8 protein-coding genes are annotated in these 15,759 nt (G+C 39.1%); 1 reads left to right on the top strand and 7 read right to left on the bottom strand.

Annotation, left to right across the window (positions count from 1 at the left end; genetic code table 11):
* From MK480_RS10035 to MK480_RS10010, 6 genes are all read right to left on the bottom strand, one after another.
* On the bottom strand, nt 1-4,891 hold a 4,891-nt coding region (locus MK480_RS10035; RefSeq protein WP_268707617.1), incomplete at its 3' end, for a YSIRK-type signal peptide-containing protein.
* A 281-nt stretch (nt 4,892-5,172) separates the two neighbouring features.
* On the bottom strand, nt 5,173-6,516 hold the full coding sequence (gene asnS / locus MK480_RS10030; RefSeq protein ID WP_020902243.1) for an asparagine--tRNA ligase: 1,344 nt from the start codon (nt 6,514-6,516) through the stop codon (nt 5,173-5,175).
* A gap of 18 nt (nt 6,517-6,534) precedes the next feature.
* Nucleotides 6,535-6,900: a VOC family protein gene (locus tag MK480_RS10025; protein ID WP_261097041.1), complete on the bottom strand. Its 366-nt coding sequence runs from the start codon at nt 6,898-6,900 to the stop codon at nt 6,535-6,537.
* Nucleotides 6,893-8,080 carry a pyridoxal phosphate-dependent aminotransferase gene (locus MK480_RS10020; protein WP_268707616.1) on the bottom strand — a complete coding sequence of 396 codons (1,188 nt, stop codon included), beginning with the start codon at nt 8,078-8,080 and terminating at the stop codon, nt 6,893-6,895. The genes MK480_RS10025 and MK480_RS10020 overlap by 8 nt, the downstream gene beginning before the upstream one ends.
* On the bottom strand, nt 8,077-8,565 hold the full coding sequence (locus MK480_RS10015) for a cell wall elongation regulator TseB-like domain-containing protein (RefSeq protein ID WP_268707615.1): 489 nt from the start codon (nt 8,563-8,565) through the stop codon (nt 8,077-8,079). Before MK480_RS10015 ends, MK480_RS10020 begins: the two co-directional genes overlap by 4 nt.
* 186 nt (nt 8,566-8,751) lie before the next feature.
* The gene (locus MK480_RS10010; protein ID WP_268707614.1) at nt 8,752-9,948 is read right to left on the bottom strand and encodes an MFS transporter; all 1,197 of its coding nucleotides are present in this window, start codon (nt 9,946-9,948) and stop codon (nt 8,752-8,754) included.
* Nucleotides 9,949-10,366: 418 nt separating this feature from the next.
* Between MK480_RS10010 and MK480_RS10005 the strand changes: the two genes are divergently transcribed.
* Nucleotides 10,367-10,915, top strand: coding sequence for an NADPH-dependent FMN reductase (locus MK480_RS10005; RefSeq protein WP_084923128.1), 549 nt, complete (start codon nt 10,367-10,369; stop codon nt 10,913-10,915).
* A 236-nt stretch (nt 10,916-11,151) separates the two neighbouring features.
* Here the strand turns inward: MK480_RS10005 and MK480_RS10000 are convergent.
* The coding region (locus tag MK480_RS10000; protein WP_268707613.1) for a collagen-flanked surface repeat-containing protein at nt 11,152-15,759 on the bottom strand (4,608 nt) is incomplete at its 5' end.

Raw genomic sequence — 15,759 nt, 5'->3', positions numbered from 1 at the left:
CTGGTACTTCTACGATTGTATCACCATCAGCATCTTTAACAACTACAGTTACATCTTTTCCATCTTTTTGTTCATCTGTATCTGGTGTTGTTGTATCTACTTTCTCTTTATATTCAAAAGTAGCATTATCAGGGAAACCATACTTATCTTTATCTACAAGGCTATCCGCTGGTGTTGGTTGAGTATTATCAGGATTTGCTACTACATATTGAGTCTTAGGACCTACTACAGTAACTTTCGCTGGAATTTCTGCAATTGGTTCACCGTTAAGTTTTGCTACAACAACAACATCTTTATCTCCTGTTGTTTTTGTATCTACTGGTTTATTATCTTTATCTTTGTACTCAAATGTTGTTCCTTCTGGAAACTCTTCTGGATCAATATTATCTTTAGCCAAGACTGTCTCAGGTTTAGTATCAACAGGCACATACTGTCTATAAGCTCCAACTACACGTACTGTTGCTGGTACTTTTACTAATTCGTTACCATCTTTATCCTTAACGATCACGTTTACTGGGTAATCTCCAGCTTCTGAAATATTTACCGGATCTTTTCCGTCAACTTTTTCGTATTCGAAAGTTGCTCCCTCTGGATAATCACCTTTGTTAATGCTGTTTTCTGCAAGTGGTTGTCCTTGATCTACAGGAATAATTTGTGGATTACCTTTAACAACTTTAGCAGTTACTTCTACAGTTTCTTTACGTGTATTATCACCTGTACCATATGTTACTTCTACAGGAACTTTAACTTCTTGACCAGCCTTATCTTTTGTATCAGGAAGTTTAGTTTCATCTACATTTTTTTCAGTTCCATCTGTTTTAACAGCAACTTTTACTTTTTCAACTTCCGGTTTATTTCCATCTACTACATAGATAGTGCCTGGTGTTGAAACTTTTGGAGTTAACTTAATTGTAAAGCTTTGATCTTTATCTGAATCAGAATCAAATGTTGGATCTTGATCGAATGGATTTTCTTTAACTGTGTAACCCATTGATTTTAACACATCAAGACGAGCTTGAATTTTATCTTCTGGAATTTGTGTTCCAGCTTTACCTGAAAGATCAGTAATATTAAACTTCTCATCTAATGGTGTTTCTTTACCAGCTGCATCTACAGAAACAAAGTTAACTGTAGCTTTTTGAATTCCAGGTGCATATTGAATTGGAGTTTTACCGAATTTATCAGTTGGGTCAAAGTTGTCTGGAACTTTGTATCCTTTAGATGGATCTGCAGGATCAACTGGTGTTAATTCTACTCCATTATATGTTGGAACATATCCATCTACATAAGGAATAACTACCTTACTGAAATCACCAGGTTTTGTTGGATCATTTGGATTGTTAGGATATTTAATTGTATCTGGTGCATCTTGTGGTTTCTTACCAGCTGGATACTCAGGTGTAAATGATCCAATTTCTTTATAAAGAACTTTTACTACTTCATTAGTAACTTCACCTGTTTTAGATGGTGTTGGAGCTTCTTTTTCTGCGATAGTTTTATCAGCAGGCTCTACTTGTAAGTAGTTTTCAATTACTGGAGAAGTAACTTCATTGAATTTACCTTTTCCATCCTCTGCTGAAGCATCTGATATTTCTGCTCCTTCATAAACAGTCCAATCAGAGTATTTTACTTCACCTGTTTCTGGGTTTACAGTTGCTGTACGTTTGTAAGTTACTTTTTGAACTCTATCTGGAGCCGTTTCTGGGTCGATAGGTTGAGCGTTTGAATTATCTTTATCATTAACATTGATAAATTTAACCGTACGTGTCACTTCTTTAACTAAGTCATCACGTGTTACCCCAGCTGGGTATTTACCATAATTTTCATCTCCTGGTTTAACTGGTGTATCAGCTGTTTTTGGAGATACTGGAGCTGTTGTACTTGGATTTGTTGGGTCAGCTGTTACTGTTGGATCTACTGTAATCAAGTCTAATACGTGAACTGTTGTAGTATCAATATTAGATTTTTTACCTTCACTATCGGTAGCCTGAACTCTTACTGTATAATCTCCTGGTTTTGTTGAATCTAACCCACCGTCATTACTTACAGCAATCGTTGGTTTAGTAGAATCAACACCATCACGATCATCTTCTAAGTCAGTTGCTGTTGCCTCTGATTTTTTAAGTACTTCATCAGCTGTTAACTTTTTATCTGCTGGAGTTTTATAAACATAGATATCTTTTTTCTTAGTTTCTACAGTTGGAGCATTATTGATAACATCTCCATAAGCTGGATCTGATTCGTTTCCTGCTTTATCCAAGACTGTAACTTGAATACGTTTATCTGGGTTAGTTGTCTCATTTGCTTCTGTTAAATCAGTACCCGCAGGAACTGGTACAACTAATTTACCATCACGTACTTCTACTTTTGTTTCACCGTTATACCAACCGTCTTCTTTTTTCGTTAATGTAATCGGTGTTTTACTATTTGGTAAAGTAACTTTCATTGAAGTTAAGCCACCAATAGCTTTTTTAATATTGTCTACTTCCGTATCAGCATTACGAGTGGTTCCATTATTTTTATCGTTAGCTGCAATATCTTGTTTTTCTCTAGCTTCATCTGTTAAGTTAGGATCTTTTTCTGCAGGTACAGAAATTAATAATTCTGTTGGTTGTTTTTTATCAGTTTTTTCTCCAGTAACACTGTCTGTATGTACTGCTTCTACTGTTGGAGTTTGTGGCTTAACTGTATCAATATAAATCGTTTTATTGTAGTAGTAGTCTGGTTGATCAGTGTTTCTCACACCATTTACTACTGGATGATATTTACCATCAGCATTAGAAACATCTCCAGTATTTAACGCAGCATTATCTTCTGCATCTCTCATACCATTTGGTAAATAAGTTCTTACTTTAAATGTTGCAGTACCTTTATAATCGTCAGCAGTAGTAAATGGTAATCTAAATTTACGAACTCCATCATTCTTACCACCATTAGAACCTACACCGATATATGGAACGTCTCCGTTATTAGATTTTGATGTATTATATTTTAATCTTAATTTTCTAGTTGCTGGATCCCATTGGATATTATTAGGAGCAACCGGTGTATCTCCAAACCAAACCCATCCTGTTGGATTGGTAATATTATTTGGAAGCTCTACCCCTTTAGGAACTTCGATTTCTGTTTCGGCAGATCCGTATAGACGAGTTCCACCAACACTGTTTACTGTAAATTCGAATTCACCTGTTTGTTTTGATTTATACAGATTATCTTCTCCGAACTTACCTTCCTTCTTGTTGCTTTTAACATTGGTAGTCATTTCTACACCAGTACCAACTGCCAAGTTAACAGCACCAACGAAGTAACCATCTGTTACCTTACTATTTGTTCCTTGTAAATATGAATTATTAATCGCTGTACCATCATTTAAAGCTTCAATTTCAACTTTAATTTTTGTGACATCTTTTGGAATTTCATAGATAGCACGGTATTCAGCCCAACCGTCACCATTTCCTCCATCACCAGCAGGTGCAGAAATATGTGATTCTTCGAATTTTTCACCAATCGTACGGTCATCTCTGATGCTAGCAATTACATTTCCTTTGTCGTCTTTAACAGTGATTTTTATTTTTTCACCTGTGCCAGCAGTTCCTGCATTACCATAAGCACCACCTGTGATAGTACTTAGCATCACTCTAGAATTTCCATTTACTGCGTACTCTTTCGAAATTTTCGTACCTTGTTTTCCTAATTCTAGATAATATCCTTTCGGTAAATTATGAGAACCTACCATACCTGAGTAGTTCACACCATTAGCATAATTTTGGTTAGCGGCATTTACACCAAGTGGGTGTCCTGGTGATTCAACTTCATTATCTCTTTGAGGAACTTTCCCATCTAAATCATATACTTTCGATGGTTTAGGATCAAAACCTGCTGGACGATTAGCTGAAACATTAGTTGGTGCTTCAGGTTTAACTGCAGTTACTTTTTCTCCACTTTCAATTTTCCAACCATTCAAGGCATTATTATCGTTAGCTTCTGCTGCGGTAATTTCTTTTTCTTTCCAGTTATAAGTTAAACTACCTAAAATTTCAGTATTCCCACCTTGAGATGCAGTGGATCTTGACCATTGTTTTTTAACTTCTTTACTTTTTTCTGTAGCATTAGCAAAATCAATATCACCAAATTGATTTTTTGCACTTTCAAATACACCATCAGCTGGGTTGTTTCCTGAACCTAATTTATTGTTATTTGTTGGTCCTTCAGTAGCAGGAATAATTGGATTAGCTGTTGCAGCTCCATCTCTAAATCCACTTTCACCTTGTCCTGGAATAGCTTTTCCATTACGTGAATCTTGGTTTTTGTTTTCTTTCTTGTCTGCAGATGCTTTTGGCATACTTTCAACAACGAAAGCTCTGTTTTTCAATGAACTTGTTGAAAAATCAACTTCTTTTTGTGTCGCTTTATCGTTTGACAAAAGGGCTTGAGCCTTAGCAAGTTCTGCTTTTGCTGCTTCAATGGCTGAGGCAGTCTTTTCAGTTAGACCTGCTTTCTCAAGAGCTGCTTCCATACGAGCAATAGCTGCTTCCAATTTGCTTGTGTCAGCCTTTGAAGCTGGTGCTAGAGCTTCTTCGGCTTTTGGTGTTTCAGTCGGTGCTGTTGGTTGCGTTGCTGCAGGCGCTGGTGTTGATGGTTGCTCAGCTGTTGGTGTAGCAGTTCCAGTCGAAGCTAGAGGCATGGTTGAATCTGCTTGATTACTTGCATCTGGGACTGTTTGTGAATCAGATGCCGTCTTTGGTGTAACTTGAGCATCCGCCTGAACAGTTGCTGCTCCACCAAACATCATATATGCTGCTACAGCTACTGATGCTGCTCCAAAGCTATATTTACGGATTGAAAAGCGCTGCACTTTTTGTCCGTGATTTTTTTCCATTCTTGAATACATGGTTTCTCCTTTTTTTAAAATATATGTTAATTGCGGAATTACACCCAAGTATTTAGAAAACGCCTCCATTTCCAGCTTAATTTATACATTAAAGCAGCTACACTTAGGTACTTAATCCCTAATTTACATTATAACATTATTTCAATTAAATTGTCTACGTTTATATGCAAAATATGTAGGAAATTTTGATATATATATATATATATATATCAATGTGTTTTCTAGAAATTTAATTCTAAAAAAGTAAGAGACCGATATGACCTCTTACTTTGATTTTTTATTTACGGTTTAATACGGTGCAACATACGTGGGAATGGGATAGCTTCACGGATGTGTTTTGTTCCTGCTGCAAAGGTTACCATACGTTCGATACCGATACCAAATCCACCGTGTGGAACTGTACCGTATTTACGAAGGTCAAGGTAGAATTCATATTCTGTACGATCCATGCCAAGTTCATCCATCTTAGCAACTAATGCATCGTAGTCTTCCTCACGCATAGACCCACCGATAATTTCTCCATAGCCTTCTGGTGCAAGCAAGTCTGCACAAAGCACGCGCTCTGGATTTCCAGGAACTGGTTTCATGTAGAAGGCCTTGATGGCTGCTGGATAGTTCATGACAAATGTTGGCACACCAAAGTGGTTTGAGATCCACGTTTCGTGTGGCGAACCAAAGTCATCACCATGCTCAAGATGTTCGTAGTCAGCATCTTCATCATTCTCATGCTCTTGCAAGAGGTCAATAGCTTGATCGTAAGTGATGCGTTTGAATGGCTCTGCAATGTAGCGTTTCAAGAGTTCTGTATCACGTTCCAATGTTTCCAAGGCTTGAGGCGCACGATCAAGAACACCTTGTAGAAGAGCTTTCACATAAGCTTCTTGCAAGTCAAGCGACTCATCATGTGTCAAGTATGAGTACTCTGCGTCCATCATCCAGAACTCAGTCAAGTGACGACGTGTTTTTGATTTTTCAGCACGGAATACTGGACCAAAGTCAAAGACACGACCAAGGGCCATAGCCCCTGCTTCTAGGTAAAGCTGACCTGATTGGCTCAAGTAAGCTGGCGTTCCGAAGTAGTCCGTTTCAAAGAGTTCAGTTGAATCTTCTGCCGCATTTCCTGAAAGAATTGGGCTATCAAACTTCATGAAACCGTTCTTGTCAAAGAACTCATAAGTTGCATAAATGATAGCGTTACGGATTTGCATCACCGCTACTTGCTTACGAGAACGGAGCCACAAGTGACGGTTGTCCATCAAGAAGTCTGTCCCGTGTTCTTTTGGTGTAATTGGGTAGTCTTGAGATTCACCAATCACTTCGATGTCTGTAATGTCCAACTCATAACCAAATTTAGAACGTTCGTCTTCTTTAACAATACCTGTCACATAAACAGACGTTTCTTGGCTCAAGCGTTTGATAACATCAAACTTCTCAAGTCCCACTTCTTCACCAAATTTTTCTAAAAAGTTTGGTTTAAAGGCTACACCTTGGAAGAAGGCTGTTCCATCACGTAATTGCAAGAAGGCAATTTTCCCTTTTCCTGATTTGTTGGCAACCCAAGCACCAATCGTCACTTCTTGACCAACATAGTCTTTTACATCAATAATCGTTACACGTTTTGTCATTATTTTTCCTTTTCTTTTTTATTCTTTATGGCAAACCACCTCTATATTGTTCCCATCTGGATCAATCATAAAAGCAGCATAATAAATCGGATGCTCACTGCGATAACCAGGAGCACCATTGTCTAGCCCACCTGCCCCTAAGCCAGCCTCATAACAAGCTTGAACCTCTTCCTTATTTTCTGCTAAGAAAGCAAAGTGAATAGGATTTTGCGTCCCCTGAGCTAACCAAAAGTCACCACCAGGATGAGGGCTATTTGGGGCAAGAAAACTGATTAGAGAAGTAGTTTTAAAAGCCAATTTATAGCCCAAAGGGGCGAGAAAACTCCTATAAAATCCTTCTGAAATTTGTAAATCCTTTACCTTAATTTCAAAATGATCAATCATTCTCACTACCCATAAATGCTTTCAAGCGTTTAACCGCTTCTTTGAGCGTGTCTAGGTTTGTCGCATAGCTGAGGCGGACATTTTCTGGCGCTCCAAAGCCAGCTCCTGTTATGAGTGCCAAACCAACTTCCTCAAGAATAGCTGTTGTAAAGTCAGTCACATCTGTATAACCTTTCATCTCCATGGCTTTTTTTACATTTGGGAAGAGATAGAAAGCTCCTTGTGGTTTAACGACTTCAAAACCTGGGACCTCACATAATAGCGGATAAATGGTATTGAGACGCTCCTCAAAAGCTTGACGCATGATATCAACAGAATCCTGTGGTCCTGTTAAGGCTTCAATAGCAGCATATTGAGAAACAGATGTCAAATTTGAAGTTGTTTGTCCCGTCAATTTACTCATAGCTGCAATGATTTCAGGATCACCTACCGCATAACCAACTCGCCAACCCGTCATGGCATAAGCCTTAGATACACCGTTGATAACAATAGTTTGCTTACGAATCACTTCTGATAGACTTGAGATTGGAACAAATTCATTTCCATTATAAACAAGGCGACCGTATATATCATCTGCTAAAATCAGAATGTCATGCTCAACTGCCCAATTTCCGATAGCTAGTAATTCTTCACGAGTATAGATCATACCAGTCGGATTAGATGGTGAATTGAGAACCAAAACCTTTGTTTTATCTGTCCTAACTAGTTCTAGTTGATCCACCGTGACTTTAAAATCATTGTCTTCTTTAGCTTGAACAAAGACTGGAATCCCTTCTGCCATCTTGACCTGATCTCCATAACTAACCCAGTATGGAGTTGGAATAATAACCTCATCTAAAGGATTGATTACAGCCATAAAGAAAGTATAGAGGGAGAACTTGGCACCTGTAGCAAAGGTAACCTCGTTACTTGCGACAGAATAACCATAGTAGCGCTCGAAGTAGGTATTCACCGCAGCTTTTAATTCTGGTAGACCTGAAGCTACTGTATAGAAGGAAGCCTGTCCTTCTCGAATAGCTTTAACTGCTGCATCCTGAATATTTTCAGGAGTGTGAAAATCTGGTTGTCCCAAGGTCAAGAAAAGGACATCCTTACCTTGAGCTTTTAATTTTTTTGCTCTCGCATCACTAGCTAAAGTGACACTTTCTTCCATTTCTAAAACACGCTTGGATAGTTTCATAAGCCCTCCTTATTGAGCAATGCTCCTGTTTCAAAATCTACTAGATAAAAATCAGAGCCTGACCTGACTTCCCAGATTGGCTTGTCTTGATAACGGCCAAAGGTAATCTTGTCAATCTCGCCAGCTCCTTTTTCTTTAGAAACAGCTTCTGCTTTTTCTTGTGAAACACCCTGATTTAGCTGATAAACGTAAATCTTATGGTCATCTTTTCCAATCAGAACAGCAAGTGCTTCTTGCTGTTTATTACGACCAAGAATGCTATAATAAGATTCCAAGCCATTATATAAATCAACCTGATCAGCCTGCTCTAATCCTGCATACTGCTGAGCTAATTTTTCTCCTTCAGTTTTAGCTGTTTGATAGGGTTTCATGCTAAGAGAAACCAGATACAGAAAGGAAGCACTGATAACCACAAACAAAATCGTCATCCCTAGACCATACTGCCACAGTAGATTATTTTTTGCTTTATTTTGTCTTTTTTTCACTCGTCTATTTTACCATCTATTGGGCTTTATTACAAGTGAATATAGGAACAAACGCACTTTATTTCTTCCTTCAAAGCAAACAGATTTTTCTTGTTTAAAACTGAGCAAGAAAAGTAAAGGCAGCTCCAAAATCAACCTATTAAAAAACCTGAGCTTGGCACTCAAGTTTTCATAAATTTTTTTGATCTATGGAATCATTTTATCATCTATTCTTTTAGCCATTTTTCCTAAAAAGACAGGCAGTAGAAGGCTAATCAATACTAAAAATAATCCTAGATAAAGAAATGTTAGCACAAAGCCTAAATTGTCAATCAACCACCCTGTCAGCGGGAAGAAGACAATCATACTTAGGCTAAACATCATAGAGTAGACACTCAGCATGGTTGCCCTTACTTCACTTGGGAGTCGCTCTTGCAAATCATTGTCAAAAATCGGCTGAAAAAGAGCATATAGAGCATTACTAATCAAATAAATCAAAATATAGATTAGAGGTGTTCCAAAGTAGGACAACATATAGGTGACGCCAGTCAGCAGCACGAGGATAGGGAAAAGCTTCAAGGCGGCATATCTCTTTCCAATCTTACTCGCTAGATAGACTGCGACGATATTCAAGAGACTTCCAAGTAGCATAACTGCTGAAATTTGCCAACTACTTAAATCTGGTAACTGATTTTGATAGTAAAAATAAAACATGCACATGAGTACTCCGACAATCTGAGACAAAATCATCCAGTTGAAAAGCATAGGATTTCGCTTCAACTCATCCTTAACAGTCCAAATAATATGTTTCATGGTCACACTATCAGCTTTTTCTAGCTTGACACTAGGTTCTTTCAGCATCCAAATCAGGAAAAGAACTATGATAGAGGTTGCAATCATGATATAGTAGGTCAGGTGCAATTGACCATGGACAAAAAATCCCGCCAACACTGTCCCCAAAGACCGAGTTCCTTCTGCTACTCCTGACATAAAACTTGAAATAGATAAGTAACGCTTCTTCAGTCCAGCTTCCACGGCTGAATCATAAACCATTGCTGCGCTTGTTCCCGAATCAAAATTATAAGACAAGGCACTTATCGCCATAGCTAGTGCATAAATCCAAAAATTTCCCTGCCCAGCCAACATGAGAATAGAAGACACAATCCCTGCTATACGACTTAAATAAAGGTTGGTCTTATAGGAATAGCGGTCAGCTAACATACCAGATGGAATTTCACAGAGAAGACTGGTCGTATGAAAAATACTCTCCAGAAATCCAATCTGCCAAAGAGACATTCCGTTTTGACTGAGAAAGAGAATCCAAAAACTGGTAATCCCTAGAAATGCAAAAAACTCAACTCCGGCCATCAGGCCAATATTTTTCCGATAATTTCTTATTAACATCTTTTCTCCTTAACAAGTGTATTATTATTTCTTTTGTCCGTCACTTGTTAATCTTTGCCTTACATGATCTCCACCCCTTTTAGAAGCATTCTTCAATGCCATTATTGTTCCTTTAATGATTTATGAAATGATACCGGAAAATAGCTGTTCTGTGGTTTCTATTGCTAGTTTTCTTGTTTATTTTAGCACTTATGTCATTATATTACAAGAGAATATTGGAATACTCCTATAAAATCAAAGAAAACTAAAATCCAAAAAACAGTTCTTACTTTTCCAGTGGCAACTGACTAGAGTTTCAGCAATTTTATAATTTTCAAATAAACTCTGAGCAAATCTCTTGCAAGTCCTTTTGTTTTGTTGTAATATATTTTATAACAACAAGAGGGTTCTCGAAATTTTAAGCAAAAGGAGACACATTATGTCTAAAAAAGTATTATTTATCGTCGGATCACTACGTCAAGGTTCTTTCAACCACCAAATGGCCCTCGAAGCTGAGAAAGCACTTGCTGGTAAAGCAGAAGTTAGCTATCTTGATTATTCAGCCCTTCCTCTTTTCAGCCAAGATTTGGAAGTTCCAACTCATCCAGCTGTAGCTGCTGCTCGTGAAGAGGTTCTCGCTGCGGATGCTATCTGGATTTTCTCTCCAGTCTACAATTTCTCTATCCCTGGAACAGTGAAAAACTTGCTTGATTGGCTATCTCGTGCCCTTGACTTATCTGATACACGTGGCGCTTCTGCTCTTCAAGACAAGTTTGTCACAGTATCATCTGTAGCCAATGCAGGTCACGATCAACTTTTCTCTATCTACAAGGACCTCTTGCCATTTATCCGTACACAAGTCGTTGGTGATTTCACTGCTGCACGTGTCAACGACTCTGCCTGGGCAGACGGAAAATTGGTTCTCGAAGAAACAGTCCTAAACTCAATTGAAAAACAAGCTCAAGACTTGCTCGCAGCAGTTCAGTAAAAAATAGAGAATTTTAAGAAGTCTAAATCAATTATCGCCACCTAATAGGGTGGCATTTTTAGACTCAATCAAAATTTTCAGACAAACATCAGCCATCCAAAAAAACCTTGAGCGTTGCCACTCAAGGTTTTTAGCAGTCTTTTCCATCATAGGAAAATCATTCTAAGAATATTCTTTCATTCGAGATCTATCACTTATCATCTTCTTTCGAGAAATTAGTGACTGCTTTTTGCTGATTAATCTTCTTTTCTTCGACCTACATATAGGCTCAATAGAATACCGCTACCTAGAAGAACAGAGATATAATCAGATTGGCTTCCAGTTTCTGGTAATTTGTCCCCATGGTTTTCTTTAACTGTAGTTGGTACTACTGGGTTAGCATTTACTGGAGTTGCTGGTTGAGCCGGTGTTGGTACTACTGGTTGTTCTGGAACCGCTGGTACTGGTTTAACCGGTACTTCTGGTGTTGGAACAACTGGAGTTGGTTGTACTGGCACTTCTGGTGTCGGTACATTTGGTGTTGGTTGCGCTGGCACAGGTTTTACCGGTACATTTGGTGTTGGTTGTACTGGTACAGGTTTAACCGGTACATTTGGTGTTGGTTGTACTGGTACTGTTGGAATATCTAATTCTGGTACTTCAGTAACTTCAGGCATACCTGGTACTCCACCATTGAATTCTGGTAATTCGTGAACTTCTGGTATTCCTGGCACACCACCGTTAAATTCTGGCAATTCATGAACTGGTGGTTCTGGCATTGCAAATTTAGGTCCTTCTGGCATATTAGGTGTTGGAGGAACTGGTTTGTCATTTGATGGTGTTACTGGTTTGTCTTGGCATCCACATTTTCCATCTTTGCCGTCTCGACCATCACGTCCATCTCTACCATCTTTGCCATCTTTAATAACTGTTTTTGTCACAGTTCCATCAGAATTGATGATTGTGATTGTATGACTACCATCACCATTATCTTCAACAGAAACTTTTGGTGATTTACCATCTTTACCGTCTTTAATCACCATTTCTGTCTTACTTCCATCCGGATTAGTGATTGTTACAACGTGAGTTCCATCGTTATTATTTTTAACAGTTACAGTTGGTGAAACGCCATCTTTGCCGTCTTTACCATCTTTGATAATAGATTTGTATTCACGACCATCAGAATCTACGATTGTTAATGTGTGAGTTCCGTCTCCGTTATCAACGATGTTAGCTTTTGGTGATTTACCATCAAAGATTGTAGTTGTAGTTTCTTTACCATCAGCACCTGTTACTTTAATAGTGTGTGAACCATTGTTGTTATCAATCACTTCAAGTTTTGGTTCTTTACCATCACGAACTGTAGTTGTTGTAGTTGTACCGTCTGAGTTCACAACTGTGATAGTGTGAGTTCCATCTCCGTTATCCACAACCTTAGCAGTTGGTGATTTACCGTCACGAACTGTGGTTTCAGAAACAGTACCATTACCGTTTTCTACACGAATAGTGTAAGTACCGTCTTGGTTATCTCTAACTGTTGCTACTGGTGATTTACCATCTTTAATGATTGTTTCAGTAGTTGTTCCATCTCCATTTAGAACTGAGATCTTATGAGTTCCATTTTGTTCGTCAGTTATAGTAACTTTTGGTGATTTACCATCACGAACTGTGGTTTCAGTTGTCACACCTTCTGGATTTGTAATAACGATTGTATGACTTCCGTCTCCATTATCACGAACAGATGCGGTTGGAGTACGTCCGTCAACACCGTCACGTCCATTCTTAACAACAAACTCATTCTTAGTTCCGTCTGGGTTAGTAATTGTTACTGTGTGGCTTCCATCTGGGTTTTCAGTAGTTGTTGCTGTTGCAGCTTTACCATCTTTACCATCTTTGATGATAGCGTTGGTAACATTACCGTCTCCATCTGTAACTTTAACAGTATGAGTTCCGTCTCCGTTATCCGTTACTTCAACTTTTGGAGTCTTACCGTCTTTACCGTTTTTAACAACTGTTTCTTTAGTTGTTCCATCTGGATTTGTTACAGTAATTGTGTGGCTTCCATCTGGATTTTCTGTTGTAGTGATATTGGCAGTTTTACCGTCTTTACCATCTTTAACTTTAGTTGTTGATTCAGAACCATCAGGGTTTCTAACAGTAATAGAGTGTGTTCCATCTCCATTGTCCGTTACATTTACAACTGGTGATTTACCGTCTGCTCCATTAGCTCCGTTTTCACCTTTTTCACCTTTTTCACCTTTTTCACCTTTTTCACCTTTGTCGCCTTTTTCACCGGCTACTCCTTGAGGTCCACGGATATTACCAATCTTGTTCCAAGAACCATTTTCTTTCTTGTAAACATCACCTGTATTTGCGTCGATATAAGTATCACCGTCTTTACCATCCTTAGCAGTTGGTGCAGTAGCTCCACTTAGTAATTCAGCACCGTTACGTCCGTCTGTACCAGAAGCTCCATCTGTACCATTACGTCCATTTGTACCATTCAAGATATCACTTGTACCAATTAATTCATCCACACCTGGATCGTATTTACCGTTACCATTATTATCATAGTATGCTGTAATACGAGTACCATTTACTGGTTGTGAATCTGTTGCATCTGTAGTTGTTGGTTGTACTGTTCCTGATGACTCAGTTGCACTTCTATCTTCATCTGGTAATGCTCTTCTATTTCTTGCACTTCTTGATGTTCCAGAAGGTTGTGAATTAGAAGTTGATCCAGCACCTCTTCTAACTGCTTCCACCAATGCATTTAAGTCAATAGTTGGTGTACGTCCATCTCTACCATTTTTACCATCTTTCACTGTAAAGGTTACTGGATCTTTACCTGGTGTTGTGATAGTTACAACAGTGCTTTGGCCATCTTGTCCACGTTGAGTAGTGATTGTAGGAGTTTGTCCATCCTGACCGGTTGCACCAGTTTCTCCCTTAGCACCATCTTGAACAAAGACTGTAGTTGGTTGTGAACCATCATGGTTATCCACCGTGATTTCTACACCCTTATGACCTTCTTCATCCTTACGAACAGCTGTTACTGTTGGAGAGACACCGTCCACTCCATCTTTAATAACTGCAAGAGGTTTTTCAGGGTTCAATGGTTGACCTGGATGTGCTGGATCTTCTTGGTAAACTTTAGTTTCTTTACCATCTTTGACAGTAAGCAATGATTTACCATCACGTCCGTCCGCACCTTTAGCACCATCTTTAATCATTTCAGAACCTAGAAGTTCATCAGTTCCTGGAGTGTACTTACCATCATTGTTTTCATCAGTATAGAATGTCACAATTGTATGAGATGGATTTCCGTTTTGTCCTTCGACACGAAGCAAATCAACTTTTGGAGTTTTACCGTTTAGACCATTTTCTCCGTCCTTAACATTTACTTTAACTGGATCTTTACCTGGAACAGTGAATGTAATGTCAGTACTATGGCCATCTTTACCTGGAGTTACAGTTACTTCTGGAGTCTTACCATCTTCTCCACGTTCACCTTTGTCCCCTTTAGGGCCTTTGATGTTGCCTTCTTTTTCCCAGTTGCCGTTATTCTTAACGAAGACGTCGCCTGTTTCTGTATTAACGTATTTATCGCCGTCTTTACCTTGATTTGCTTCTGGGTTAACTTTGCCGTTCAAGACGTCTTTACCGTCGCGTCCATCACGTCCGTCACGACCTGCTGCGCCATCACGTCCGTCGCGTCCTGGTAAACCTTGTGCTCCGTCTTGACCATCACGACCTTGAAGTCCTTGTTCACCTTTGTCCCCTTTAGGGCCTTGTAGCCCTTGTGGTCCTGCAACTCCGGCTTCACCTTTTAGACCTTGAGGTCCACGAATGTTACCAATCTTATCCCAAGTTCCGTTTTCTTTCTTATAAACATCACCTGTAGTTGCATCGATATAAGTGTCGCCATCTTTACCATCATCTGCTGTTGGTGCTTTAGGTCCACTTAATAATTCAGCACCATTACGTCCGGCTGCACCTGCTGCACCATTGGCACCGTCTGTACCATTATAAATTGGTTGTTTTGCAATTAATTCATCTATACCTTCATCGTATCGACCATTACCATTGTTATCAAAGTACGCTGTAATAAGAGTACCTTCTCTTGGTTTTTCTGCTGGTGCTGTAGATGGGGCGTCTGCTAAAGCTCTTCTTACTCTTCCGCTTCTTTGATTGTTTAATCTTGCTGCTGCTTCAGCTAAGGCATTTAAGTCGATGGTTGGTGTACGTCCATCTTTACCATCTTTAATGTTAACTGTTACAGGTTCTTCACCAGGAATAGTAAATGTAATATCAGTACTACGACCGTCTGCTCCACGAGCAGTTGTGATTTTTGGAGTTTTTCCGTCACGTCCCGCTGCTCCTGTTTCACCACGGTCTCCACGTTCTCCTTTTTCACCTTGCGCTCCGGTTAGACCACGTTCGCCTTGGTCCCCTTTTTCACCTTTGGCTCCATCTGCAATAACGACTTCTTTTAATTTCTTATCAGAAGCATCTAATTCATTATTTCCATTTTGATCATAATAGAAGATAACAGTTGTTGTCTTATCTGCTTCATTTCGTTGAGTCGCAACTAATGGGCTTGCTCCATCGAGACCATCTCTTACAATAGTATTTGTAACATTACCTCTACCGTCGTTAATAGTGATTGTGTGAGTACCGTCAGCTTTATTATCTTTAACGGTTACGGTTGGAGTAACACCGTCACGTCCTGCTTGACCTTGTGCTCCAGTTAAACCACGTTCGCCTTGATCTCCTTTTTCACCTTTGGCACCTTGTGCTCCGGTGAGACCGCGTTCACCCTGGTCCCCTTTTTCACCTTTGGCTCCGGTGAGACCGCGTTCACC

Origin of the sequence: Streptococcus mitis (genome assembly GCF_026782895.1) — a bacterium.
GTDB lineage: Bacteria > Bacillota > Bacilli > Lactobacillales > Streptococcaceae > Streptococcus > Streptococcus mitis_CB.
This window is presented reverse-complemented; position numbering and strand designations above follow the sequence as displayed.

What these genes read in the sequence shown, in the direction of transcription:
- asnS (WP_020902243.1), bottom strand. Translation starts at nt 6,516, where the DNA reads ATGACAAAACGTGTAACGATTATTGATGTAAAAGACTATGTTGGTCAA.
- MK480_RS10025 (WP_261097041.1), bottom strand. Translation starts at nt 6,900, where the DNA reads ATGATTGATCATTTTGAAATTAAGGTAAAGGATTTACAAATTTCAGAA.
- MK480_RS10020 (WP_268707616.1), bottom strand. Translation starts at nt 8,080, where the DNA reads ATGAAACTATCCAAGCGTGTTTTAGAAATGGAAGAAAGTGTCACTTTA.
- MK480_RS10010 (WP_268707614.1), bottom strand. Translation starts at nt 9,948, where the DNA reads ATGTTAATAAGAAATTATCGGAAAAATATTGGCCTGATGGCCGGAGTT.
- MK480_RS10005 (WP_084923128.1), top strand. Translation starts at nt 10,367, where the DNA reads ATGTCTAAAAAAGTATTATTTATCGTCGGATCACTACGTCAAGGTTCT.